General features: G+C 72.0%; 18 protein-coding genes. 13 read left to right on the forward strand and 5 right to left on the reverse strand.

Annotated elements, in window-relative coordinates; genetic code table 11:
* Positions 1 to 597: 597 nt before the first annotated feature.
* Positions 598 to 3,213, reverse strand: coding sequence for a transglycosylase domain-containing protein (locus HUT06_RS43455; RefSeq protein WP_176201018.1), 2,616 nt, complete (start codon positions 3,211 to 3,213; stop codon positions 598 to 600).
* A 1,227-nt stretch (positions 3,214 to 4,440) separates the two neighbouring features.
* Here HUT06_RS43455 and HUT06_RS43460 point away from each other — a divergent pair.
* The 3 genes from HUT06_RS43460 to HUT06_RS43470 all read left to right on the forward strand — a co-directional run bounded on the left by HUT06_RS43460 (position 4,441) and on the right by HUT06_RS43470 (position 8,188).
* Complete coding sequence (locus tag HUT06_RS43460; protein WP_176201019.1) at positions 4,441 to 5,064, forward strand: PadR family transcriptional regulator; 624 nt, start codon at positions 4,441 to 4,443, stop codon at positions 5,062 to 5,064.
* Positions 5,065 to 5,133: 69 nt separating this feature from the next.
* On the forward strand, positions 5,134 to 6,213 hold the full coding sequence (locus HUT06_RS43465; RefSeq protein WP_176201020.1) for an inositol-3-phosphate synthase: 1,080 nt from the start codon (positions 5,134 to 5,136) through the stop codon (positions 6,211 to 6,213).
* A 205-nt stretch (positions 6,214 to 6,418) separates the two neighbouring features.
* The gene (locus HUT06_RS43470) at positions 6,419 to 8,188 is read left to right on the forward strand and encodes an ABC transporter substrate-binding protein (protein WP_254715706.1); all 1,770 of its coding nucleotides are present in this window, start codon (positions 6,419 to 6,421) and stop codon (positions 8,186 to 8,188) included.
* Positions 8,189 to 8,198: 10 nt separating this feature from the next.
* Here the strand turns inward: HUT06_RS43470 and HUT06_RS43475 are convergent, their stop codons facing one another.
* Positions 8,199 to 8,717: a hypothetical protein gene (locus tag HUT06_RS43475; RefSeq protein ID WP_176201021.1), complete on the reverse strand. Its 519-nt coding sequence runs from the start codon at positions 8,715 to 8,717 to the stop codon at positions 8,199 to 8,201.
* Positions 8,718 to 8,816: 99 nt separating this feature from the next.
* Between HUT06_RS43475 and HUT06_RS43480 the strand changes: the two genes are divergently transcribed.
* Both HUT06_RS43480 and HUT06_RS43485 read left to right on the forward strand, forming a co-directional pair.
* Complete coding sequence (locus tag HUT06_RS43480) at positions 8,817 to 9,494, forward strand: TetR/AcrR family transcriptional regulator (protein ID WP_176201022.1); 678 nt, start codon at positions 8,817 to 8,819, stop codon at positions 9,492 to 9,494.
* A 68-nt stretch (positions 9,495 to 9,562) separates the two neighbouring features.
* The gene (locus HUT06_RS43485; protein WP_176201023.1) at positions 9,563 to 10,867 is read left to right on the forward strand and encodes an MFS transporter; all 1,305 of its coding nucleotides are present in this window, start codon (positions 9,563 to 9,565) and stop codon (positions 10,865 to 10,867) included.
* Between the two features lie 16 nt (positions 10,868 to 10,883).
* On the opposite strand, the gene bioA is transcribed toward HUT06_RS43485, so the two are convergent.
* Together bioA and HUT06_RS43495 are read right to left on the reverse strand one after the other, a co-directional pair.
* Positions 10,884 to 12,197, reverse strand: a complete 1,314-nt coding sequence (gene bioA, locus HUT06_RS43490; protein ID WP_254715707.1) for an adenosylmethionine--8-amino-7-oxononanoate transaminase — start codon at positions 12,195 to 12,197, stop codon at positions 10,884 to 10,886.
* Positions 12,194 to 13,789, reverse strand: a complete 1,596-nt coding sequence (locus HUT06_RS43495) for a CCA tRNA nucleotidyltransferase (RefSeq protein WP_176201024.1) — start codon at positions 13,787 to 13,789, stop codon at positions 12,194 to 12,196. Before HUT06_RS43495 ends, bioA begins: the two co-directional genes overlap by 4 nt.
* Before the next feature lie 378 nt (positions 13,790 to 14,167).
* Between HUT06_RS43495 and HUT06_RS43500 the strand changes: the two genes are divergently transcribed.
* From HUT06_RS43500 to HUT06_RS43525, 6 genes are all read left to right on the forward strand, one after another.
* On the forward strand, positions 14,168 to 14,818 hold the full coding sequence (locus tag HUT06_RS43500) for an aminoacyl-tRNA deacylase (protein WP_176201025.1): 651 nt from the start codon (positions 14,168 to 14,170) through the stop codon (positions 14,816 to 14,818).
* Positions 14,819 to 14,928: 110 nt separating this feature from the next.
* Positions 14,929 to 17,499 carry a DUF6049 family protein gene (locus tag HUT06_RS43505; RefSeq protein WP_176201026.1) on the forward strand — a complete coding sequence of 857 codons (2,571 nt, stop codon included), beginning with the start codon at positions 14,929 to 14,931 and terminating at the stop codon, positions 17,497 to 17,499.
* A 118-nt stretch (positions 17,500 to 17,617) separates the two neighbouring features.
* Complete coding sequence (gene murJ / locus HUT06_RS43510) at positions 17,618 to 19,231, forward strand: murein biosynthesis integral membrane protein MurJ (protein WP_302931897.1); 1,614 nt, start codon at positions 17,618 to 17,620, stop codon at positions 19,229 to 19,231.
* Between the two features lie 217 nt (positions 19,232 to 19,448).
* On the forward strand, positions 19,449 to 21,035 hold the full coding sequence (locus tag HUT06_RS43515; protein ID WP_176201027.1) for a protein kinase family protein: 1,587 nt from the start codon (positions 19,449 to 19,451) through the stop codon (positions 21,033 to 21,035).
* Positions 21,036 to 21,219: 184 nt separating this feature from the next.
* The gene (sigM, locus tag HUT06_RS43520; RefSeq protein WP_254715709.1) at positions 21,220 to 21,828 is read left to right on the forward strand and encodes an RNA polymerase sigma factor SigM; all 609 of its coding nucleotides are present in this window, start codon (positions 21,220 to 21,222) and stop codon (positions 21,826 to 21,828) included.
* Positions 21,825 to 22,592, forward strand: coding sequence for an anti-sigma factor (locus HUT06_RS43525; protein ID WP_176201029.1), 768 nt, complete (start codon positions 21,825 to 21,827; stop codon positions 22,590 to 22,592). Before sigM ends, HUT06_RS43525 begins: the two co-directional genes overlap by 4 nt.
* 289 nt (positions 22,593 to 22,881) lie before the next feature.
* Here the strand turns inward: HUT06_RS43525 and HUT06_RS43530 are convergent, their stop codons facing one another.
* Complete coding sequence (locus HUT06_RS43530; RefSeq protein ID WP_176201030.1) at positions 22,882 to 23,454, reverse strand: dienelactone hydrolase family protein; 573 nt, start codon at positions 23,452 to 23,454, stop codon at positions 22,882 to 22,884.
* Between the two features lie 141 nt (positions 23,455 to 23,595).
* On the opposite strand from HUT06_RS43530, the gene trxB reads away from it, so the two are divergent.
* Positions 23,596 to 24,543 carry a thioredoxin-disulfide reductase gene (gene trxB, locus HUT06_RS43535; RefSeq protein WP_176201031.1) on the forward strand — a complete coding sequence of 316 codons (948 nt, stop codon included), beginning with the start codon at positions 23,596 to 23,598 and terminating at the stop codon, positions 24,541 to 24,543.
* Positions 24,544 to 24,673: 130 nt separating this feature from the next.
* The gene (gene trxA, locus HUT06_RS43540) at positions 24,674 to 24,988 is read left to right on the forward strand and encodes a thioredoxin (protein WP_176201032.1); all 315 of its coding nucleotides are present in this window, start codon (positions 24,674 to 24,676) and stop codon (positions 24,986 to 24,988) included.
* The last annotated feature ends 21 nt before the right edge of the window (positions 24,989 to 25,009 follow it).

Genomic DNA, 25,009 nt, shown 5'->3' on the forward strand with positions numbered 1-25,009 from the left:
GGCCCGCCAGGGCCTCCGGGCCCTCCGGGACCGCCCGGGCCCCCGGGCCCGCGCCCGCCGGGGCCTCCAGGACCGCCGGGACCGCCCGGCCCACCGGGACCGCGGCGCCCCGGAGGCGGACCGCCGGGCCCCGACCGCGATGCCGCCGGCGCCCCGCGGCGCCGCCCGCCGCCGGGCGCTCCCGCCCGTGCGGGGCCGCCGCCCCGGCCGCCCGACCTGCCACCACCGGGACGCGGCGTCCTGCCGGGCGGCGTCCTGCCGGGCGTGGGCGGGCCGGGGGACCCGCCGCGCTGCCCGCCGGACGGCGTGCCCGCGGAGCCGGGGCGGGGGGAGCCCCTCCGGCCGGCGTTCTCTCCGTGGTCCGGTCCGTATCGGCTTGGGTTACTCACACGCGGCCTCATCAACTGGGGGACGGCTATGCGTCGTCCGAGCGTACTGTGCACCCGCGGCTGCGGAGGCCGGTGAGGCGAGGCTGCCCTTCATCCGGCCCGCCGGGCACGCGGGATCGGGGCCGCTGGCGTGCGGCAATTCGCGATCATGCTTCATGTCACACCCCCACGTTTCAGTGGACGGTTCGGGTGCGGACGGCCCGCCGGTTCATTCCGGCGGCCGTCCCGGCGGGGCCAGGGGTGCCAGAGGTGCGACGCGTTCCGACTCCCCGGTGCTGAAGCCGCGGCCCCCGCCGCGGCGGCAGGCCGGGTCGCCGCGGTGCATCTGGCACCACCAGCGCGGCGGCGGGTTGCTCGGCGGCTTGTTCGGGTCGCAGTTGCCGTTGGAGAACGGCGACTGGCACGGCGGGAGGTCCCCCCGGTCGTCGTCATCGCCGCCGTCCTTGCAGCGCGGGTCGTGCTGCCCGATCGGGTTGTCGCACCACGGCGGCCGGTCGTCGTCCTTCTTTTTCTTCTCCGGCGGCTTCGCCCACTTCTGCACGATTCCGCCCCACGCGGGCGGCGGGAACGCCTCGGCGTCCATGCCGCGCACCGCGTTCGACATGTAGGACCGCCAGATGCGGGCGGGGATCGTGCCGCCCTCCACCTCGCCGATCCCCGGCAGGATCACCGACTTCTTCTTCCCGTCCGAGCCGACCGCGTCGTTGTAGATCGTCACGGCGGTGGAGATCTGCGGGACGTACCCGACGAACCACGACGAGACGTTGCGGTCGGTGGTACCGGTCTTGCCGGCCGCCTGCCGTCCGTCCGGCAGGGCCGCCGCCGTCGCGGTACCGCTCTTGATGACCTGCTGCATCGCGTACGTGGCGTCCGCCGCGACCTTCGCGCTGAACACCCGGCGCTTCTCGACCTTCGGCTTCAGCCGGACCCGCTTGTTGTCGCTGTACCGGACGACGCGGATCACGTGCGGCTTGTGGTACACGCCGCCGTTGGCGAACACCGCGTAGCCCGCGGCCTGCTCGATCGGCCGGATGTTGTTGACGCCGAGCGCCAGGTTCAGGCAGCACTTGTGCGGCGTCAGCAGGTCGGACGCGATGCCGGCGTCGGTCTCGGTCTTGATGACCTCCTCGATGCCGACCTTGCCCATCAGCTGGATGAACGCGGTGTTCACCGAGTCCTCGGTCGCCTTGATCAGGTTGATCGCCGGGCCGACGTCATGGCTGTTCGGCACGATCACGGCGTTCGGGTCGTTCTTGGAGACCACGCTGCCGTCCGGGCCGATCGGGGTCTTCGACCGTCCTTCGACCAGGCTCTTCAGGCTGTAGTTCTGCTTCAGCGCCGTCGCCAGCACGTACGGCTTCATCGCCGACCCGGCCTGCGCCGAGCCCTGCCACACGTTGTTGAACGACTGGTCCAGGTAGTCGGGGCCGCCGTAGAAGGCGACCACCTCGCCGTTGGCGGAGTTCACCGACACCAGCCCGACGCGGATCTTCTTCTTCGCGAGCTTCTTCGGGTCGACCTGCGGGACGGTCTTCTCGGCCGCCCTCTTGGCCATCGCCATCCGCTTGCGGTCGAACGTCGTGTAGACGCGCAGGCCCTCGGTCGTCAGCTCCTTGCGGTCGATGCCCTCGCGGCGCAGCTCCTCCATCGCGCGGGTCAGCATGTAGCCGCGCTGGCCGCCGTACAGCTGCTTGTCGCTGCCCGGCTTGCTGATCTTGGGCAGCCGCTGCATGTACTTCGCGGCGTCGGCCTCGCTCAGCTTGCCCATCGAGACCATGCCCTTGAGCGTGTACTGGTAGCGCGCGGTCACCCACGCCTTGTTCTTCGGGTCGCCCGCGTCCCGGTTCGGGTTCTGGATGATGCCGCCGAGGATGGCCGCCTGGTCGGGCTTCAGCTCCCAGACGTTCTTGCCGAAGTACTCCCGCGAGGCCGCCTGGATCCCGTAGGTGTCGCGGCCGAGGTAGATCGTGTTCAGGTAGAGCTTGAGGATCTCGTCCTTGGTGTACTTGTCCTCGAGCTTCACCGAGATGAACAGCTCTTTGAACTTGCGGTTGACCGTCCGGTTCTTCGGGTCGGAGTAGTAGTTCTTCGCGAGCTGCTGCGTGATCGTGGAACCGCCGCCGGACCCGCCGGTCAGGTTGTCCCAGACCGCGCGCGTCGTGCCCTTGATCGAGAAGCCGGGGTCGGTGCGGAAGCTGCGGTTCTCCGCGGCGAGGACCGCGTCCTGGACGAAGGTCGGGACCTGCTTCAGCTCGACGCTCTGCCGCTTCTTGCCGATCCGTCCGATCTCGGTGCCGTCGGTGTAGTAGAAGATGGACGCCTGGTCCTCGACGCCGGCGACCGTCGGCTCGGCGGGGGTGGGCGTGTTCGTGTAGGCGACCCAGATCAGCGTGATGAACGCGGCCACGCCGAGCCCGCAGACACCGGCCACGATCTTCCAGGACGGGATGAACCGCCGCCAGCCGGTCTCGCGGGACCGCAGGTGGCCGAGGAAGCCCTTCTTCTGTGGAGGCGGCGGCGTCCCATGCCGCCCGGGCCCGCCGGGACCGCCCGGCCTGCCCGGCCCTCCCGGCCCGCCGGGTCCTCCGGGGCCGCCCGGCCCTGCGGGACCGCCCGGACCACCGGACCGGTTCGCCGCCCGGACGCCCTTCCCCTGGAACTTCGCGGTGAGCTTCGCCCCGAGCTCCTGCCCGGTCTTCCCGAGCTCGCCGAGCTTCGCCTTGACGCCGGGCTTCGGCGCCGCACCGGCGGCGCCGGCCATGCCCATGCCCATGCCCATGCCGGCCGTTCCGGGCGGACCGCCCATGCCGGGAGGCCCGTTCATCGGCCCAGGACCGCCGGGCCCGAAGGGACGTCCCGGCGCACCGCCGTTGGGCGCGGACGGCCCGCCCGGCTGCATCGGTCCACTCTGCGGGGGCTGACCGCCCATGGGGAGCGCACCCTGCTGCGGCCCGGGCCCGCGCTGCGCGGGAGGACCGCCGGGCGCCGAAGGGCCACCGGGAGCTCCGAACCCGCCCGGCCCGGACGGCCCGGAGGGCGAACCCTGCCCCGGCTGCCCGCCCGGCCCGTACTGCGGGCCCGTCCTGGGCACCCCGCCCTGCCCGGGAGATCCGCTCGGCGCGCCTCCACCGGGGCCGGACGGACCGCCGGACGCGGAGAACGCACCGGAACCGAGCGGGCCGCCCGGCGCGGGCTGACCCGGCGCGGGCTGACCGAGCGCCGGTTGACCTGGTGCGGGCTGACCGAGCGCCGGTTGACCTGGTGCGGGCTGGCCGAGCGCCGGTTGACCTGGTGCGGGCTGGCCGAGGGCGGCGGGGCCGGCGGGCGGGGAGGCGTGGCGTCCCGGAGAGGGGGGCGCCGCCGGGATCGCGGGAGTCGGCGCGGTCGGCGCGGCACCGCCGAGGGGCGCGGGGGGACCGCCGCCGGGGACGGCATGACCGCCCATGAGACCCGGGCTGTCCGCGGAGCCGGGGCTCTGCGGCGTGCCGGGGGCGTCATCGGTACCCGGACGCCCGGGGTCGCCGGGACGGGGGTTCTGCTGCCCGCCCGGCCACTGCGACCCGGGTTCCGGTCGGGGCTGGCTTGGATTACTCACGCGACCTCATCGACAGGGGACAACGGTTGTTGCCAGTGGCCCGGGGCGGCCTCCGGCCCTTGTTGCGACTCGTGCGCCGTCCGAAGAGTACTGTGCGGGCTGGTGAGCGGGGGGAGCGCATGCATGGTGAAGTTCCATCCCGGCCGGTCAACGCCCCTTCCGACGAGGGCGGCCGGGTCCTCCTTCCGTGCTGTCAGCCGCCCGGGACCGTGTGACGGGCCAGGTGGTTCCTGGCGCAACTTTGACATATTTCCGCCACATACACCCTGAATTCGGCGTATTCGGCGTCCGACCTCGGCGCCCGTGACGCCGCGGCCCGGGACGTCCGGCCACCGCGGCCCGACACTCCCACTTGCCAGGACGGGACCTCGTACGTATCTTGTCGATGTATCGAGTCGATACATTCGCTCGATACATCGGATCGAGACATCGGTCTCTGCGAGAGAGGGAACCGGGATGGCGGCCAGGAAGGGCGCGGGCGTGCTGGAGCTCGCCGTGCTCGGCCTGCTGCACGAGGCTCCCATGCACGGCTACGAGCTGCGCAAGCGGCTCAACGCCCTGCTGGGGATGTTCCGGGCGTTCTCCTACGGCTCCCTCTATCCGTGCCTGAAGCAGCTTCTCACGGACGGGATGATCGTCGAGGACCGTCCCGACGAGGCGAACACGCCGCTGGCACTGCAGAGCCGTCGGTCGAAGATCGTTTACAAGCTCACCGCCGACGGCAAGGAGCGCCTCCAGCGGCTCCTGACCGAGGCCGGTCCGGCGTCGTGGGAGGACGAGGGGTTCGGCGTTCACTTCGCCTTCTTCTCGCACACCCGCGCCGATGTCCGGCTGCGGATCCTCGAAGGCCGGCGCAGCCGGCTGGAGGAGCGTCTGGAGAGCGTCCGCGCCGCCCTGGCGCGGACCCGCGAGCGCGTCGACTCCTACACCCTGGAGCTGCAGAACCACGGGCTGGAGTCGGTCGAGCGCGAGGTCAGGTGGCTCAACGAGCTCATCGGGCGCGAGCGGGCCGAGCAGGAGCAGCAAGCACAGTCAGCTAAGCGAATTGATCAGGACATGCCTCGGGACGAGGGCCGCTGATTCCGCGGCCCGCCGCCTTCGGGGGCGGGTGAAACACCACATGTTCCGCTAGAGAGAAGGAGCAACCGGATGGGTTCGGTGCGCGTAGCCATCGTGGGTGTGGGCAACTGCGCCTCTTCACTCGTCCAAGGTGTCGAGTTCTACAAGGACGCGGCCCCCGAGACGCGAGTCCCCGGCTTGATGCACGTCCAGTTCGGCGAGTACCACGTGGGCGACGTGGAGTTCGTCGCGGCGTTCGACGTGGACGCCAAGAAGGTCGGGATGGACCTGTCCGAGGCCATCCACGCCAGCGAGAACAACACGATCAAGTTCGCCGACGTGCCGCCGACCGGCATCACCGTCCAGCGCGGCCACACCTTCGACGGCCTCGGCGAGTACTACCTGGACATGGTCGAGGAGTCGGACGCCGAGCCGGTCGACGTGGTCCAGGCGCTGAAGGACGCCGAGGTCGACGTCCTGGTGTCGTACCTGCCGGTGGGCTCGGAGGAGGCCGACCGCTTCTACGCCCAGTGCGCGATCGACGCCAAGGTCGCGTTCGTGAACGCGCTGCCGGTGTTCATCGCCAGCGACCCCGAGTGGGCGCAGAAGTTCACCGACGCGGGCGTCCCGATCGTCGGCGACGACATCAAGTCGCAGGTCGGCGCCACCATCACGCACCGCGTCATGGCCCGCCTGTTCGAGGACCGCGGCGTTGAGCTGCTGCGTACCTACCAGCTCAACTTCGGCGGCAACATGGACTTCATGAACATGCTGGAGCGCAAGCGGCTCCAGTCCAAGAAGATCTCCAAGACGCAGTCGGTCACCTCGCAGATCCCGCACGAGATGGCGAAGGCCGACGTGCACATCGGCCCGTCCGACCACGTGCCGTGGCTGGACGACCGCAAGTGGGCCTACGTCCGGCTGGAGGGCAAGTCGTTCGGCGACACGCCCCTCAACCTGGAGTACAAGCTGGAGGTCTGGGACTCCCCGAACTCCGCCGGCGTGATCATCGACGCGGTGCGCGCCGCGAAGATCGCCAAGGACCGCGGCATCGGCGGCCCGATCCTGTCGGCCAGCTCCTACTTCATGAAGTCGCCGCCGGAGCAGTACAACGACGACCAGGCGCACGACGCGGTCGAGAAGTTCATCCGCGGCGAGGTCGAGCGCTGAACGGCCTGCTGAGGCGCTGATCGCGACTCGCTGAGAGTCCGATCACAAAAGTCCCAAAGGACGCCCTGAGAGTGGACACTCCACTGTCAGGGCGTCCTTACTTCTAGAGAGAAAACGGTGATGTACCGGCCCTTTGTCACTCTGTGGCCCTACTGTGACACCGCCGGTGACTGCGCGCCAGGTTCCGAGTGTCCGAGGTGAGAACGTGACGGCACGCCAGATGTACAAGGTGACAGTAGGGCTGACGGGGCTGATGGTGGCCCTCGCCGGATGCGCCGGGGGAGGTGACGACGCGTCCGCGGGGCAGGGCCGCGAGGGCGGGACGCTGCGGATCGTCGGATCGTCCGACGTCGAGCACCTCGACCCGGCGTCCGTGGCGAGCGTCGGCGCGTACGGGCTCGCCCGCACCTTCGCCCGGACGCTGTTCGGCACGCGGGCGTCCAACGACTTCCAGGAGACGGTGCCCGTCCGCCCGGACGTCGCCGAGCGCCTCCCGACCCGCGAGAACGGCGGCATCGCCAAGGACCGCCGCACCTACACGGTGCGGCTGCGCACGGGCGTGCTGTGGAACACCGAGCCGCCCCGCCCGGTGACCGCGCAGGACTTCGTCCGCGGCTTCGAGCGGCTCTGCAACCCGGCGGCGCCGTCGTCCGGCAAGGGCTACTTCATCTCGACGATCAAGGGGATGGACGAGTTCTGCCGCGGCTACGGCGGCGTCGACGCCAAGGACCCGGGGGCGATGGCGGCCTACCAGCGCGACCACGCGATAGCGGGCGTGCGCGCCAAGGACGACCGGACGCTCGTGTTCGAGCTGCGGCGCCCCGCCAGCGACTTCCTCAACCTGCTGGCGCTGCCGTACACGGCCGCCGCGCCGAAGGAGTACGACGCCTACGTCCCGGACGGCCCGGAGCTGCGGCAGCACACGATCTCCAACGGCCCGTACCAGATCACCGAGTACCGGCCGGGCCTGTCGTACATGCTGTCCCGCAATCCGGCGTGGCGGGCGGCGGCCGACCCGCTGCGCGAGCGGCACGTCGCCAAGATCCGGATCACGCTCGGGCAGGACTCCCCGGAGACCGTCCAGCAGCAGCTGGAGCAGGGCACCGCCGACCTCGCCTGGGACCAGCCCGTCCCGACGTCCGCGATCCCCCGGCTCCGCGACGATCCCCGCTTCGCGATCAGGGAGACGCCGAACAACAGCCCGTACCTGGTGTTCAACATCCGCAGCCCCAACAACGGCGGCGCGCTCGGCAAGCGGGAGGTCAGGCAGGCGCTGGAGTACGCGGTCGACCGCAGCGCCCTCATCAAGATCGTCGGCGGGCCGTCGGTGGCGCGGCCCCTGCACACGGTGATCCCGCCGGGCAACTCCGGCTACGCCGCCGTGAACCACTACCCCACGCCGGGAGAGTCCGGCGATCCCGCCAAGTGCCGGGAGCTGCTCGGCCGGACGGGCCACGCCGACCTCAAGCTGAAGTTCCCGTACCGGACGAACAGCGTCCACAAGCTCATCGCCCAGTCGATCGCGCAGAACCTCGACGCCTGCGGGGTCGAGGCCGAGCTCATCGCCGACTCCGGCGGCTCCTTCTACGCCGGCACCCTCGGCACGCCCGCACGCGGGCTCGCGGGCGAGTGGGACATCGCCGCCCCCGGCTGGGTACCGGACTGGTACGGCAACAACGGCCGCTCGATCATCCAGCCGCTGTTCGACGGCCGCACCTACGGGCAGAACTCCACCAACTACGGCGGTTACGACAACCCGCAGGTCAACGCCCTCATCGACGCGGCGCTGACGGCCCCGGACGCGGGCCGCGCGGCCGGCTACTGGCAGCAGGCCGACCAGAAGATCATGGAGGACGCCGCGATCGTCCCGCTGCTCGACCGGGCGCAGACGCTGTTCCACTCGTCCCGCGTCCACGGCGCCCTCTACCTGCCCACCACCGCCGGCTACGACTACACCCGACTCTGGCTCAGCTGACCCCGGCTGGTCAGGCGAAGGAGACGGCGGCCAGGGCGAGGGCGGACCCGCCGAAGACCACCGTGTTGCGCACGTAGGTCTGGAGGCGCACCCAGCTCGGGAAGGCGTCCTCGGCGGCCTTGAGGAACGGGGCGACGCGGACGCGCGCCAGCTCCGGGTCGCCCTTCCGGCGGAAGGCGGCCTGCACGGACTTCACCGCGGTGAGGTTGCTGTAGACGATCACGGCGTTCATCAGCAGCACCAGCGAGGAGAAGACCCAGGTCAGCGGCCTTCCGAGGTCGGCGCCCGCGAGGTTGGCGGCGGCGGTGGCGACCATCACCGCGGCGACGGCGACCGGCGCGGCGGTCTCGTGGCCGCCCGCGTCGAAGCGGAGCCGGTTCTCCTCCAGCACCTCGGGCCGGACGCCCTGGCGGCGCAGCTCGGCGACGGCGGCGGCCTTGGCCGCGGGCCCGTACCGGTGGCGGACGAGCGGGATGCTGACGAACGCGGCGGCGACCAGCAGCTGCATGACGGCGGCAAGGGTGTTCACGGGCGCTCCCTCAGTACTTGCACTTAGTTCAATTACCGGACGGGGAGAACGGTAACCCACGACTTGAACTATGTGCAAGTGGTGCCTACGGTGGAGTCCATGCCTCGCGACACCCTCTCCCGCGACCAGATCGTCCGCACCGCCGTCGCGCTGCTGGACGACGAAGGGCTCGAAGGCCTCAACATGCGCGCCCTGGGCAAGCGGCTCGACTCCGCCGCCACCGCCGTGTACTGGCACGTCAAGAGCAAGGACAACCTGGTCCTGCTGGCCACCGACCAGGTCTGGGGCGAGCTCACGCTGCCCGACCCGGACGCCGTCGGCTGGCGCGCCGCCGCCACCGCCATGGCCGCCGACCTGTACCGGATGTTCACCCGGCACCCCTGGCTCGTGCAGGTCTTCGCCGCGCACCTCGTCTACGGGGAGAGCAAGGCGCGCCATGACGAGCACCAGCTCGCCGTGTACGAAGCCGGCGGCTTCACCGGCGCGGACGCCGACCGGGCCGCCGCCGCCGTGTTCACCTACGTCCTCGGCAACGCGGCCGGCGTCGCCGCGACCGCCTCGCTCACCCGCAGGCTCGACCGGGACGGCGGCGCCCGCGAGCAGTTCGACGCCGCCATGGCGCAGGCCCGGGAGATCGCCGAGCGCTTCCCGCGCCTGCGCGCCCGCCTGGACAGCGCGGCCGCGACGGGCTACGCCGCGTCCCCCGACCAGACCTTCGAGTTCGGCCTCCAGTCACTGCTCGACGGCCTGGAGCGCACCGCGTCCCACCCCGGATGACCGGCCCCCTCCGGCGGAGGCCGCAGGGGGTGGACGTGGTGGAGGGTGGCAGCGCATACCCTGATCAGATGCGTGCGGGCGAGTTGCGGGGAATCCTGCGTGGCCGGGATTTCCAGCGGCTGTACGCGACGCGGCTGGCCTCGCAGCTCACCGACGGCCTGTTCCAGGTGGCCCTCGCCGGCTACGTGTTCTTCTCCCCCGAACGGCAGACGACGGCCGGCAAGGCCGCGGCGGCGTTCGCGGTGACGCTGCTGCCGTACTCGGTCCTCGGGCCCTTCGCCGGGGTGTTCATCGACCGGTGGCGGCGCCGGCAGATCCTCGTCTGGACGCCGGTCCTGCGGGCCGTCCTGGTGCTGCTCGTCGCGGGCCTGGTCGCGGCCGGGCAGGACGGCCTCGGCTTCTTCCTCGGCGTCCTCGTCGTGCTGGGCGTCAACCGGTTCTTCCTCGCGGCGCTGTCGGCGGCGCTGCCGCACGTGGTGCGGCGCGAGCAGCTGGTGACGGCGAACGCGTTCTCGGTCACGTCCGGGACGATCATCTCGTTCGGCGGCGCGGGGATCGGCTACCTGCTGCGCCGGGTGTTCGGGGCGGGGCACGAGGGCACCGCGCTGATCCTGGTGGCCGCGGCCGGGCTCTTCGTGCTGGCGGGCCTGATCGCGACGACGCTGCCGAAGGGCCTGCTCGGGCCGCACGCGGCGGCCGGCGACCGGACGGAGGCGGCGCCGGGCGTCCGGGACGCGCTCGGCGGCGTCCTGCACGGGCTGGTCGCCGGGGGCAGGCACATCGCGCGGCGCCCGCAGGCGGCGCTGGCGCTCGGCGCGATCTCGTTCCACCGGTTCCTGTACGGCGTCATCCTGATCATGACGCTGCTGCTGTGCCGCAACCACTTCGCCGACGACCCCGACCGGGGCCTGGAGGTGTTCGCGCTCATGCTCGGGGTGTCCGGCGCCGGATACTTCGCGGCGGCGCTGATCACCCCGGCGGTGGTGCGGCGGATCAGCAAGCAGGCGTGGACGGCGTGGCTGCTCGCCGGTGCGGCGCTCAGCCTCCTGCTGCTCGGGACGTCGTTCACCGAGCGTCCCTGGGCCGTCGGCGCGTTCCTGCTGGGCGTCGTGTCGCAGGGCGTCAAGCTGTGCGTCGACACGACGCTGCAGGAGCTGATCGACGACGAGTACCGGGGCCGGGTGTTCGCCGTCTACGACATGCTGTTCAACGCGACGTTCGCCGCAGCGGCGGCGGCCGCGGCGGCCTGGCTGCCATCGGACGGCCGTGCCGTCCCGACGCTGCTCACGGTGATCGCCGCGTATGCCGCCGGGGCGGTCGCCTACCGGACGGCGGCGTCCCGCATCCACCGCCCCGCGCACGCCCTCCGCTGAACCGGAGCGGGTGCCGTCAGAGCGATTCGGCGATGGCGTGCAGCGCGGCGGCGATGTGCAGGACCTCGTCCTCCGTGCAGACGTACGGCGGCATCGTGTAGACGAGTTTGCCGAACGGGCGCAGCCACACGCCGTGCGCCATCGCGATCTCCTGCACGGCCGCGACGTCCACCGGCTCCCGCGCCTCCACGACGCCGATCGCGCCCAGGACGCGGACGTCCGCGACCCCCGGGAAGTCGGCGGCGTCGTGCAGCTCGCTGGTCAGGACCGCCTCGATGGTGTCGACCTCGTCCCGCCAGTCGCGGGACAGCAGCAGGTCGATGGACGCGGACGCGACGGCGGCGGCCAGCGGGTTCGCCATGTACGTGGGGCCGTGCATCAGCACGCCCGCATCCCCGGAGGAGATGCCCTCCGCGACGCGGTCGGTGCACAGGGTGGCGGCCATCGTCATGTATCCGCCGGTCAGGGCCTTGCCGACGCACATGATGTCGGGAACGACCTCCGCGTGGTCGCAGCCCCACAGCTCGCCCGTCCGGCCGAACCCGGTGGCGATCTCGTCGATGATCAGCAGCAGGCCGTGCTCGTCGGCGATGTCGCGCAGCGCCCGCAGGTACTCGGGCGCGTAGAAGCGCATGCCGCCCGCGCCCTGCACGACCGGCTCGACGATGATCCCGGCCAGCTCGCCCGCGTGCTCCTCGGCGAGCCGGGACAGCTCGTCCAGGTACGCGTCGTCGGGCTCGGCGGAGTAGCCGAGCGGGGGCGGCGGCGCGAACACGTGCTTCGCGAGGACGTCGCCGAACAGGTGGTGCATCCCGTTGACCGGGTCGCAGACGGCCATGTCGCCGAACGTGTCGCCGTGGTACCCGCCGCGGACGGTGAGCAGCCGGTGCCGCTCCGGGCGGCCCTGGGACCGCCAGTACTGCAGCGCCATCTTGATCGCGACCTCGACCGCGACCGACCCGGAGTCGGCGAAGAAGACCTTCGTCAGCGGCTCCGGCGTGAGCTCGACGAGGCGCTCCGCGAGCCGCACGGCCGGCGGATGCGTGAGCCCGCCGAACATCACGTGCGCCATCTTGCCGAGCTGCCCGGTCACGGCCGCGTTCAGCTTCGGGTGGTTGTACCCGTGCACGGCCGCCCACCACGACGACATCCCGTCGATCAGCTCGGTGCCGTCCGCGAGCATCAGCCGGACCCCGTCCGCCGACACGACCGGCAGCGCGGGCGCCGGCGCGGGCATCGGCGCGTAGGGGTGCCAGATGTGCTCCCGGTCGAACGCGAGCATCCGCTCGGTCTCCCGCGGGCTCATCCGCCCGAGCTGCAGCGGGATCACGCCCCGCCCTCCTCGTCCGCGCGAGCGGCCGCGTCCTCGTCGCCCTTCACGGCCGGTTCGGAGGACGGCGGCGCCCCGCCGTCACCAGAGGTCTCGTCGGCACCGGAGGTCTCGCCGTCCTTGGCGTCCTCGTCGGCGGCGGCGTCCGGGAGGAGGCCCTCGGCGGCGGCCCAGCGGCGGAGTTCCGCCGCGGCGGCGTCCCGGCCGATGATGCCCCGGTCGAGGCGGAGTTCGAGGAGGAACTTGTACGCCCTGCCCACGAGCGGGCCCGGCTTGATGCCGAGGATGTCCTGGATCTCGTTGCCGTCGATCTCCGGGCGGATCGCGGCGAGCTCCTCCTCCTCGGCGAGCCGGTCGATCCGCTGCTCCAGGTCGTCGTAGGTGCGGCGGAGCCGGTCGGCCTTGCGCTTGTTGCGGGTGGTGCAGTCGGCGCGGGTGAGCTTGTGCAGGCGCGACAGCAGCGGCCCGGCGTCGCGGACGTAGCGGCGGACGGCGGAGTCGGTCCACTCGCCGGTGCCGTAGCCGTGGAAGCGCAGGTGCAGCTCCACCAGCCGGGACACCTCGTTGATGACGTCCTTCGGGTAGCGCAGCGCGGTCAGCCGCTTGCGGGTCATCTTCGCGCCGACGACCTCGTGGTGGTGGAACGACACCCGGCCGCCCGGCTCGAACCGGCGCGTCTTCGGCTTGCCGATGTCGTGCAGCAGCGCGGCGAGGCGCAGTACGAGGTCGGGCCCGTCCTGCTCCTGCGCGATCGCCTGCTCCAGGACGATCAGCGAGTGCTCGTAGACGTCCTTGTGCCGGTGGTGCTCGTCGATCTCCAGCCGCAGCATCGGCAGCTCCGGCAGGACGTGCGCGGCGAGGCCGGTCTCGACCAGCAGCGCCAGGCCCTCCCGCGGGTACCGGCCGCAGATCAGCTTGGACAGCTCGTCGCGGACGCGCTCGGCGGAGACGATCTCGATGCGGCCCGCCATGTCCTTCATCGCGCGGACGACGTCGGGCGCGACGGTGAACCCGAGCTGCGAGGCGAAGCGCGCGGCGCGCAGCATCCGCAGCGGGTCGTCGTTGAAGGAGTCCTCCGGCTTGCCGGGCGTCCGCAGGACCTTGCGATGCAGGTCGGTGAGGCCGCCGAACGGGTCGACGAACTCGTGGCCGGGCAGCCGCGCCGCCATCGCGTTGACGGCGAAGTCGCGGCGGCGGAGGTCCTCGACGAGGGACGTCCCGTACGAGACGTCCGGCTTGCGGGACTTCGGGTCGTAGGACTCGCTGCGGTAGGTGGTGATCTCCAGCTCGACGCCGTTCTTGCGGAGGCCGACCGTGCCGAACTCGATGCCGATCGTCCAGTGCGCGTCCGCCCAGTCGCGGATGATCTCCAGGGTGCGCTCGGGCGGCGCGTCGGTGGTGAGGTCGACGTCCTTGCTCGGACGGCGCAGCAGCGCGTCCCGGACCGGCCCGCCGACCAGCGCCAGCTCGTGACCGGCCGCCGCGAACAGGGCGCCGAGGTCGTCGGCGACGGGCGCGATGCCGCGCAGCAGCTCGGCGATCGCGATGCGCCGCGAGGACTCTGGGGTCACGTTCTGGTTGGACACGGCCATCGAGCGTATTTCCTTGATTGACGGGCTGACAAAGGACTTTGTGGCGATCGGCGGGGGTCCGCGCGAGAGCCTTTGCGGGGCCGGAGCCGGACGCGCCCCTTCACATGCCGCGATCTCCGGGTTACGTTCTGGGCACTCCGATGACGCCGACGCGACCCCGGTGAGCCTCCCGCACGACAACGGTAGCGGGATCCCAAGGGCCCCGGTCCGCCGCACGTGCGGCTGAGGCGCATCAGGAGGGTTTACGTGACGTATGACGCGAGTTAGGCCACTCGTTCCGGGTATGTGGGGATATCCCCCACAGAGTGGAAAGCACGGGGACACAGCGAAACCAGTTCCGGGGGTGAGCGGGGAGACCCCCGCGGGATGGAGCCCGACATGAAGGACGCTCTCGCCATCCACCGCGCGCTGCTCGAATGGGAGACCGTGCACGAGATCGTGCGGCTGCCCGTCGCGATGACCACCGCCGACGAACTCCCCAAGGCCCTCGGGCTCCCGGCGGAGCGGTGCCTGGTGACGCGCGTCTACGCGTGCGACGGCGTCCACCCGCGCGAGGGCGCCCACGCGCGGGAAGCCCACGCGCGGGAAGGCGGCCGCACGTGGGAGAGCGGCCGCACGTGGGAAGCCGGCCACGCGCGTGATGGCGGCCGGCGCGGCCGGCGCTTCCTGGCGGGCGTGATCGTCCCGGCGGGCGGACGGCCCCCGGCCGAGGCGGTCCGGCGCGCGGTCGGCGCCCGTGCCGTCCGGCCCGCGCACCCCGACCTCGTGAACGCCGTCACCGAGTACGCGGCCGGGCTCGTCTGCCCGCTGCTGCTGCCCGACTCGATGCCGCTGCTGATCGACCCGCTGCTGGCCGGCGGCCTGGACACCGACGACGTCGTCTACACCGCGACCGGCGAGGCCTCGACCGCCCTCGGGATCCGGGGCGGCTCCCTGTACGCCCTCTGCCACGCGAAGCCGATGGACCTGCCGCCCGCCGCGCCGCTCCCGTCCCCCGCCGAACCGCAGACCGCCCGCTCCGGGGCCTGAGCACACGACATCCGGCGCCGAGAGCGGAGAAACCGAACACGGCGACGGACTACCATCGACGCCGTGGTGCGGGAAATGTTCGCCCGCCGTCCTGAGGCGGCCGGTAAGGCGTGAGGACGGTCAAACGCGCGGTGGCGCTGGCCGCTCTGCTGCCCTGTATGGCCATGGCGGCGCCGACGACGCTGGCGTCTCCGGCCCTCGCCCAACGCGCCCCGGCGCAGGCCCAGGCGCAAGCGCTGAGCAAGGCGCGCGCGCAGGTGGCCATGGCGCTGAGCAAGGTCGACCCCAAGAGCGCCAACGAGAAGTCGCGGATCGAGATCTCCGGGCTGGCCAAGAACCGCACCGACCACCAGCTGTCGGGGCTCAGCCTGCGGCTCCGGTACAGCGCGCAGCCGGTCACCAGCCGCAGCCAGCTCGACCAGTACGCCGCCGCGGCGCCGAACGCGCTGCCGAACGTCGGCCCGGTCCAGCAGCTCCCCGGGGCCGCCGCACCGGGCGTGAAGCAGAGCTGGACGTTCAAGACCACGGTCAAGCAGCTCGGGCTCCGCGCCCCGGCGGGCACGCCCGGCGTCTACCCGGTCGGCGTCGAGGTGCTGAACTCCGCGCAGCAGGTCGTCGGCGGCATCACGACCTTCCTGACGTTCATGCCGAAGAACCCGCGGTTCAACCCGGTGTCGGTCGGCTGGGTCCTGCCGCTCGCCGACCAGATGCACCGCACCAACGACCAGACGTTCCTCGACGACGACCTCGCCAAGGACGTGGCCCCCGGCGGGCGGCTGCACGGGCTCGTCGACGCGGCGGCCGCCACCGACGCGCCCGTCACGTGGGCGATCGACCCGGCGCTGCTGGACGACGTCCGGCAGATGGCGGTCGGCGACTACATGGTCCGGCCGCCCGGCGCGAAGAAGGGCGTCCGTAAGGGCAAGAGCGCCGCGGCGGCGGCCTGGCTGGCCGCGCTGAAGAACGCCAGCAAGAAGGACCCGTACTTCACCCTCCCCTACGCCGACCCGGACGTCGTGGCCCTCGTCCGCCGCAAGACGCCCCGCGACATCGCCGACGCGTTCGCCGAGCGCAACACCGGCGTCGCGACACAGGTGCTCGGACGCGCCGCGAACGCCCGCGTCGCCTGGCCGCCGGCCGGCGCCGCCGGCCCCGGCACGGTCGACCAGCTCGCCAAGAACGCCCTGAAGGACGGCGGCGCGTTCCTGATGAGCAGCTCCCAGTTCCAGAACCCGGCGACGGGCGCGCTGCCGAACGCCACGACCACCCTCCAGCCCCACTACGGCGACCGGAAGGCGCTCCTCTACGACGACAAGATCAACCAGATCGTCAGCGAGGGCTCCCGGTCGGTCTCCGGGGGGCTGCTCAGCGAGCAGCGCTTCCTGGCCGAGACCGCGATGATCGCGGCGGAGGCCCCGAACCGGCAGCGCACCCTCGTCGTCGCCCCCGACCGGCACTGGAACCCGGCCGGCGGGGTCGCCAAGAACCTGCTCAAGTACACCAAGAAGGCCCGCTGGCTGCGCGCGGTGCCGCTCGCCAAGATCGAGTCGACCGCGCCGCAGGGCCGCGTCTTCAACGGCTACTCCGACGACTACCAGCAGTACGAGATCGGCGACGCGCACCTGCGGCAGGTGCGGGAGATCGCCGAGCAGGCCGCGACGTTCCAGGCCGTCATGACCGGCCCGTCCAAGATCTCCTACGAGCGGTCGGTGCTGCGCCTGGAGTCGGCGGCGTGGCGGTCGTCGGCGCGGCAGGCGCGGGCCGCCCGCAACCAGCTGAGGGAAGAGCTCGCGGGCGACATGAGCAAGGTCCGCATCGTCACCACCAAGAGCAAGCGGGTGCTGATGGGCGGCAGCTCGGGCCGGCTGCCGGTGCTCATCGAGAACAGGCTGCCCGACCAGGCCGTCAAGGTCCATCTCGTCGCCACCTCGGAGAACAGCGCCAAGCTCAGGCTCGGCCGGCTGGAGCCCGAGGACGCGATCATCGAGCTGCAGCCCGGGCAGAAGGCCCAGCGCTGGATCCCGGCGCAGGCGGCCGGCAACGGCAACTTCCACGTCCAGCTGGAGCTGCGGATCCCGGGCTCGCCCCGCCGGACGTACGGGACCGGCGAGTCCATCACCGTGAACGTCACCGGCTACGGGCGGCTCGCGCTGCTCATCACCGGCGGCGGACTTGCCGTACTCTTCGTGGGCGTCGGAGTGCGGGCCATCAGAGCGAGGCGCCGCCGGAAAGCGGAGGCAGCCGGTGACGGGTCGACCGGAATGGGATCGGCGGGACCAGGGGAGCGGGGGACAGGGTTCCCAGGTCCCGGGTTCCCAGGGGCCGGGGTATCCGCCGCCGAATTCCCCGGGGTACCCGGGGCGGGGCCGACCGCCGCAGGGTCCCCCAGCGCAGGGTCCCCCACCGCAGGGCCCGCCGCAGGGCCCGCCACCCGGCCGGGGATATCCACAGGGCCCGCCGCAGGGTCCGCCGCCGCGGGGGCCCCGCCAGGGTCCGCCCCAGCGGCCCCCGGGTCCGCCGCCGCGCGGCCCCCAGGGGCCGGGGCCGGGGCCGCAGGGTCCGCCGCAGAGGCCGCCGGGCCCGCCGCCGCGGACCGCGCCGAACCCGGCGGGATACCCGAGCCCGCCGCCGACGGGCAGGCCGCCCGGCGCGGGGAACATCGCCGCCGAGACCGCGATTGACCTACCCGTCCCCGGCGGCGGCGCGCCCGTCGCGGAGACGGTCGTCGACACGCCCGTCCCCCCGCCCGGCGAAGGCGGAGACGGGGACGGCGGCGGCAAGGGCACGTCCGGCGGCATCCTGCGGTCCGGCGCGATCATGGCGATCGGCACGCTCGCGTCCCGCATCACCGGGTTCCTGCGCACCGCCGTCATCGTCGCCGCGCTCGGCACCGGGCTGCTGGCGAACGCCTACAACACCGCCAACACGATCCCCAACCAGATCTACGACCTGCTGCTCGGCGGCATCCTGACGAGCGTCATCGTCCCGCTGCTGGTGCGCGCCAAACAGCGGGACCGCGCCGCCGGCGAGCAGTACGAGCAGCGCGTGTTCACCCTCGCGGTGATCGGCCTCGGCGTCCTCACCGTCGTCTCGGTGCTGTGTGCGCCGCTGTTCATCGACGTCCTCGCGGGCAGCTACGACGGCGACTCGCGCAAGGTCGCCGTCCTGTTCGCGCAGTTCTTCCTGCCGCAGCTGTTCTTCTACGGCGTCGGCGCGTTCGCCGGGGCCATCCTGAACACGCGCGGCAGCTTCGGCGCGCCGATGTGGGCGCCGGTGCTGAACAACATCGTGGTGATCGCGGTCGGCGGCGCGTTCCTGGCGATCACGACCGGCCGCGTCGACCCGTCCAGCATCACCGACTCCCAGCTCATGCTGCTGTCGATCGGCACCACCGGCGGCATCGTCCTGCAGACGCTCGCGCTGTGGCCGTCGCTGCGCCGGGTCGGGTTCCGCTGGCGGCCCCGGCTGGACTTCAAGCGCGGCGAGATCGCCGAGGTCGGCCGGATGGCCGGCTGGACGCTGCTGTACGTCATCGCCACCCAGGCCGCGCTCGCCGTCGTCACCGCGCTGACGAACGCCGCCGGGAAGAACGCCGCGAGCGCGGGGCTCGGCGAGGGCTACGGCTACACCCCGTACTTCAACGCCTACCAGCTCTTCCAGCTGCCGTACGCGATCGTCGGCGTCTCGGTGATCACCGCGCTGCTGCCGCGGATGAGCCGGTTCGCCGCCGAGGGCAAGACCGCCGACGTGCGCGCCGCGTTCTCCAGCGGGCTGCGGCTCTCCTCGGTGATCATCATGCCGGCGGCGGCGCTGATGCTGGTGCTCGGCCCGGAGATCACCACGGTGCTGTTCGCGCACGGCAACACCTCGCCCGACGACGCCCTCGTCATCGCGCGGGTCATGCAGATGTTCGCGATCGCGCTCGTGCCGTTCTCGATCTACCAGCTGATGCTGCGGGTCTTCTACTCGCACGGCGACACCCGCACGCCCGCGCTGATCGGCCTCGTCGTCACCACGTCCAACATCACGCTGGCGTTCACCGCCTACAACGTCCTGGACGTCAAGTGGATCGTGGTCGGCATCGCCGGCGGGTTCGCGATCACCAACGTGGTCGGCACCCTCACCTGCTGGCTGGTGCTGCGCCGCAAGCTCGGCGGCATCGACGGCCGGCGGATCGCCACCGGCCACCTGAAGCTGCTCGTCGCCGTCTGGCCGCTGATCGGGTTCGGCTACGCCGCGCACACCGTCGCGGACGCCGCCGGCGGCTCCTCGTCGCTGCTTCCCGCGCTGGTCACCCTGGTCGTCGGCTCCGTCGGCGGCGGGCTGCTGTACGTGCTCTTCGCCAAGCTGATGCGGGTGGAGGAGATCCAGACGACGATCGCGACGTTCGCGCGGCGGCTGCCCGGCCGCTGACCTCCGCCTTCCCGGCCGTGGCCGGACGGGAAGGCGAACACCTCCCAAAGTAAAAAAGGACGCGCGGCGATAAGGCGGCCACTCAGGCGAGTAAGCACTACCATGTGGGGGACTACGGCTTGCGGGGCGACACCCTGGGGAACGCAAAGAGGAGGGTCGGAGGCGTAAGCTGCCACGCCACGAACATGGGATCTGACCACCTGTGCAGGACGTTGCCGTGAGCACGTCAGTCATCGAGCCCGGCACGCGTCTCGCCGGCCGCTACCGCCTCGAAGAGCGCATCAGCGATTCCGGTGGATCGTCGCTCTGGAAGGCCATCGACGAGATCCTCGCGCGGGCGGTCGCCGTCCGCACCTTCGATCCCGAGTTCCCCCGGATCGCCGAGGCCGTCACCTCCGCGCGGTCGGCCAGCCGGCTGACCGACCCCCGCTGCACCCAGGTGTTCGATGCCGACGACTCCGGCGAGAGCGCCTACGTCGTCAGCGAGTGGGTGGCCGGCGAGACCCTGGAGGGCATGCTCGGCAAGGCCCCGCTGGAGCCCGGCCGCGCCGCGACCCTGCTGTACGAGGCGGCCGAGGCGGTCGCCGCCGCGCACGCCGCGGGGCTGTCGCACCTCTGCCTCACCCCCCGCGACCTCGTGTGGACGACCGGCGGCACCGTCAAGATCCTCGGCATCGCGACCGACGCCGTGCTGCACGACCGCACCGCCGACGACCCCGCCGCCGAGGACGTCCGCGGCCTCGGCCGGATGCTGTACGCGGCGCTGACCGCGCACTGGCCCGGCGACCCCGACCTCTCCGACCTGCCCGCCGCGCCCGCGACCGACGGGGTGCCGCACGCGCCCCGGCAGGTGCAGGCCGGCATCTCGCACGGCGTCGACGCCATCGTCTGCCGCTGCCTCGGCATCGGCCCCGGCGAGCCGATCGCGGCACCCGCCGACCTGGCCAAGGCGCTGCGCGGCGTCCCGCGCACCCCGCTGCCGCTGTTCGCCGGGCTCGGGCACACCGCGCCGCCGTCCCCGCGTCCCGCGCCCGCGCAGGCCCCGCGCCCCGCGAACCCCTCGCCCGCCGCGACGCAGCCCCACCGGCCCCCCGAGCCGGCCTCGCACGTCCCGCCGCCGCGCGCCCAGCACGCGCCGCCGCCTCCGCCCGCGTCCACCTCCACCCGGACGGCGCCGGCGCACGGGCCCGGCTCGTCCAAACGCCAGGCGAACCGCGCACTGCTCGGCATCGCCGCCGCCGCGCTGACCGTCATCGTCGGCATCGGCGCGTGGGCGCTGACCGGCACCGGCGGCGGCGAGCCCGAAGGCCGCGGCGGTCCCACCGACAACGGCAAGACGAGCGCCCCGCCCACGCCGACCACGGTGAAACTGCAGGCCGTGGGCGCCGAGGGCATCCAGGACTCCAAGCCCGGCCACCCCGACACCTCCCTCGGCAAGGGCGCCGAAACGGTCATCGACGGCAAGCCGAGCGGCTCCTGGGAGACGCAGACGTACAACGACGCCCAGTTCGGCAAGTACTCCAAGGGCATGGGCGTCCTGCTCGACATGGGCAAGCCGGTCAAGGTCTCCAAGGTCAAGATCTACTCGTCCGAGAGCGGCGGGATGCTGCAGGTCAGGGTGGGGGACTCCAAGACCCCCCGCGATCTCAAGCGCATCGGCCAGCAGCCCGCCACCGGCGGTGAGCTGACCATCACCGCGTCCCCCGAGGCCACCGGGCAGTACGTGCTCGTCTGGTTCACCACCCTGCCCACGTCCCTCAAGGGCAGGCTCGGGGAGGTCACCGTCTACGGCGCCGCCGGCTGACCCGTCGCCCGCACTGTGCACAAGGGCTGTGACGTGGAGTTGCTCTTGTCTGTATCGTGCCTGTGAGCAGAATGTCCCCTCGCCCCCAGGAATCTGTGGTGCCAACCCCAGCAGCCGGTCGCGGACGTCCGGCACCGAGCGGGCGTCCCGAACGAGAAAGCGGTCGCTCATGACCTCGGTGAGCATGCATCGGGTCGGTGAGGTGCCCGACAAGGAGCTCCTCGCCCGCCACGCCCAGGGGGACCCGCACGCGTTCGCCGAACTCGTCCACCGGCACCGCGACCGCATGTGGGCGGTCGCCGTCCGCACCCTCGGCGACCCGGAGGAGGCGGCCGACGCGCTGCAGGACGCGTGCCTGTCGGCGTTCCGCGCGGCCGGGCGGTTCCGCGGGGACGCCGCCGTCACGACCTGGCTGCACCGCATCGTGGTGAACGCCTGCCTGGACCGCATCAGGCGCAAGTCCGTCCGGCCGGCGACGCCGATGGGCGACGACGCGACGTTCGACGCCGTCGCGCCGAAGATGCCCGACCCGACCGACGCGCACGGGGTGTCCCTCGACGTCCGCACCGCCCTGGAGCAGCTGCCGTACGAGCAGCGCGCCGCGCTCGTCCTCGTCGACATGATGGGCTACTCCGTCGACGACGCGGCCCAGGTCATGGAGGTTCCGCCCGGAACGATCAAGAGCCGGTGCGCGCGCGGGCGCGCCCGGCTCGCGCCCCTTCTCACCCACCACCGGAACCGACGGGATCGCAAAAACGTCGGAGGTGTGGAAGGAGGTGGCATGCCCAAGTGAACCCCGCACACTATGACTACGAGGTCCTCGCCGACCTGGCCGAGGGATTGCTCGAAGACGACGAAGCCGCCTCCGTCAACGCGCACCTCGACTCCTGCGCCGAATGCCGTGAGCTGTCCGCCGACCTTGCGGACGTCTCCCGGATCCTGGCGGAGGCACCCGTACCGTCCATGCCCGCCGAACTGGCCGAGCGCATCGACACCGCCATCGCCGCGGAGTCCATGCACAGCGCCACCGTGGTGAGCATGGAGCAGCGGCGCGGAAGGCGGCATTGGCGGATACTGTCCGCGGCCGCGGCGGCGGTGATCGTCGTCGGCGGCGGCGCGGTGGTCGGCAATATGGCATTGGACGGCGTGAGCGGCGACCACGGTCAGGCGTCGACTCCCGCGCAGGATAATCCCGACCAATCCGGTTCGGAACACGCGGTGGCCCCGAACGCCGCCCCGGCGGGGGCCTTCACGGTCGCCCGCAGCGGCACCGACTACCGTGCCGGAACGCTCGGCGCCCAGGTCGACGGGCTGCTCGCCGACGGGCAGCGGCTCAAGCGCTCGGCGGGCACCCCGTCCGCGCAGCTCAAGGGATGCGTCACGGGCGTCACGCACGGCCAGACGCCCGCCCTCGTCGACAACGCCGAATACGAGGGCGCCCCGGCGATCGTCATCGCCGTGCACGGCGTCGACACCGGCAAATGGAACATCTGGGTGGTCGGCCCGGAATGCTCCGCGCGGAACCAGCACGTCCTGAAGAAGCTGGAGAACGCCTGACGCAGGACCCCGCCGTTCTCGGACCCACCCCCGAGAACGGCCCGACCCATCACGTCCCTACAACCGGCTGACCGCGCCACGCGCGCCGCTCACCTGCATTCGCGGCGCTCCGGGTACTTTCAGCGCACTCGCTGTTGTTCGGGACGCTCCCGGGCCAGCGCAAGACGCTCCCGGCTCAGCGCAGGACGCTCCCGGCTCAGCGCAGGACGCTCCCGGGCCAGCGCAGGACGTTCCCGGCTCAGCTTATTCCTGATGATCGCCGTGCTCGTGTCGTGAGGGCGTGCCGGGGTCAGAGGGAGTCGAGGAAGGCGAGGGCGGTCGTCCAGGCGCGTTCCGCCGAGTCGGCGTCGTAGTCGGGGAGATCGGGGTCGGTGAACAGGTGGCCGGCGCCCCGGTAGCGGAAGACCTCGACGTCCGCGCCCGCCTTGCGCATCCGCAGGTACCAGGCGTTCAGCCAGTCGACGGGCTCCCAGGTGTCCGGGTCGGCGACGTGCAGTTGCGCCGGGACCTCGGTGGACGCGTCCTCCGCGATGTCGGACGTGCCGTGCATCAGCAGCAGCCCGCCGGCGTTCGCGTCGGCGAACGCGAGGTTCTGGGCGATGGACCCGCCGAGCGAGAAGCCCGCGTAGACGAGGCCCCCGTCGCCGATCAGCGGCGCCGCCGCGTGCACGGCGCGGCGCAGCAGCTCGTCCCGGCCGATCTCCTCCTTGATCTCGAACCCCTCCTCGGCGGTGTCGACGACCCGGCCGTCGTACAGGTCGGGGACGTGGACCTCGTGCCCGGCCGCGCGGAGCCGGTCCGCCGCCTGGTGCACCGCCGGGCGCAGCCCGTACATCGAGTGGAGGAGCAGGATGCGTGCCATGCACCACACCCTAGAGGGCACACCACCTGGTAGGACGGCCGGTCATGGTGTCACGGGAATCCCCGGGGCCTAGGATCGGTTGACGCGACTGGCAGGCCGGTTCGTGCGGCACCGTCGGCCAATGAGGAGAGGCGCAGAACAGTGAGCGACGTCCGTAACGTCATCGTCATCGGGTCCGGGCCCGCGGGCTACACGGCCGCCGTCTACGCGGCTCGCGGCGACCTGAAGCCGCTGGTGTTCGAGGGGTCGGTGACGGCCGGCGGCGCGCTGATGAACACCACCGACGTGGAGAACTTCCCCGGCTTCCCCGACGGGATCATGGGGCCGGACCTCATGGACAACCTGCGCAAGCAGGCCGAGCGGTTCGGCGCCGAGCTGATCACCGACGACGTCACCGAGGTCGACCTGAACGCCGACCCCAAGGTCGTGAAGGTCGGCGACGAGACCTACCTGGCGCGGACCGTCATCGTGGCGACCGGGTCGGGGTACCGGGAGCTCGGCCTGCCCGACGAGAAGCGGCTGTCGGGCCGGGGCGTGTCGTGGTGCGCGACCTGTGACGGGTTCTTCTTCCGCGAGCAGGACATCGCGGTGGTCGGCGGCGGCGACACCGCGATGGAGGAGGCGATCTTCCTGACCAAGTTCGCCCGCTCGGTCACCGTCATCCACCGCCGGGGCGAGCTGCGCGCCTCCAAGATCATGCAGGACCGGGCGTTCGCCAACGACAAGATCCGCTTCCAGTGGAACAGCGAGGTCGTGTCGATCCAGGGCGACGACCGGGTCACCGGTGTCACGGTGCGCGACACCAAGACCGGGGCCGAGTCGTCGCTGGAGATCACCGGGCTGTTCATCGCGATCGGGCACGACCCGCGCAGCGAGCTGTTCGCGGGCCAGCTGGAGACCGACACCGACGGCTACCTGCTGGTGGACGCGCCGACCACGCGGACGAAGATCCCCGGCGTGTTCGCCTGCGGCGACGTCGTCGACCACATCTACCGGCAGGCGATCACGGCGGCGGGCACCGGCTGCTCCGCGGCCATCGACGCCGAGCACTGGCTCCAGGACCAGGACGCCGCCGACGCGCAGGCCTGACGCGTCCGACCGGCTTCCCGAGCCGGTCGCACCCGTCCCTTCTACAGACTGATTCGCTCCACGGCGGGTCTTGATCCCACAGGCACGGGCGGCACCGGCTGCGGTCGTCGCGCGAGAACGAAGGAGAACCATGAAAGCCGTGACCGACGCCGACTTCGCGACCGAGGTCCTGAAGAGCGACAAGCCCGTCCTCGTCGACTTCTGGGCCGAGTGGTGCGGCCCGTGCCGGATGGTGTCGCCGATCCTGGAGGAGATCTCCAAGGAGCACGGCGACAAGATCGAGATCGTGAAGATGAACATCGACGAGAACCCGAAGGTGCCGCAGGAGTACGGCATCCTGGCGATTCCGACGATGAGCGTCTTCCAGGGCGGCCAGCCCATCAAGCAGATCACGGGCGCCAAGCCGAAGGCCGCCCTGCTCCGGGACCTCGCCGAGTTCATCTGAGCCGCAGGCTCAGGCACCGGC

Origin of the sequence: Actinomadura sp. NAK00032 (assembly GCF_013364275.1) — a bacterium.
In the GTDB taxonomy this organism is placed as follows: Bacteria; Actinomycetota; Actinomycetes; order Streptosporangiales; family Streptosporangiaceae; genus Spirillospora.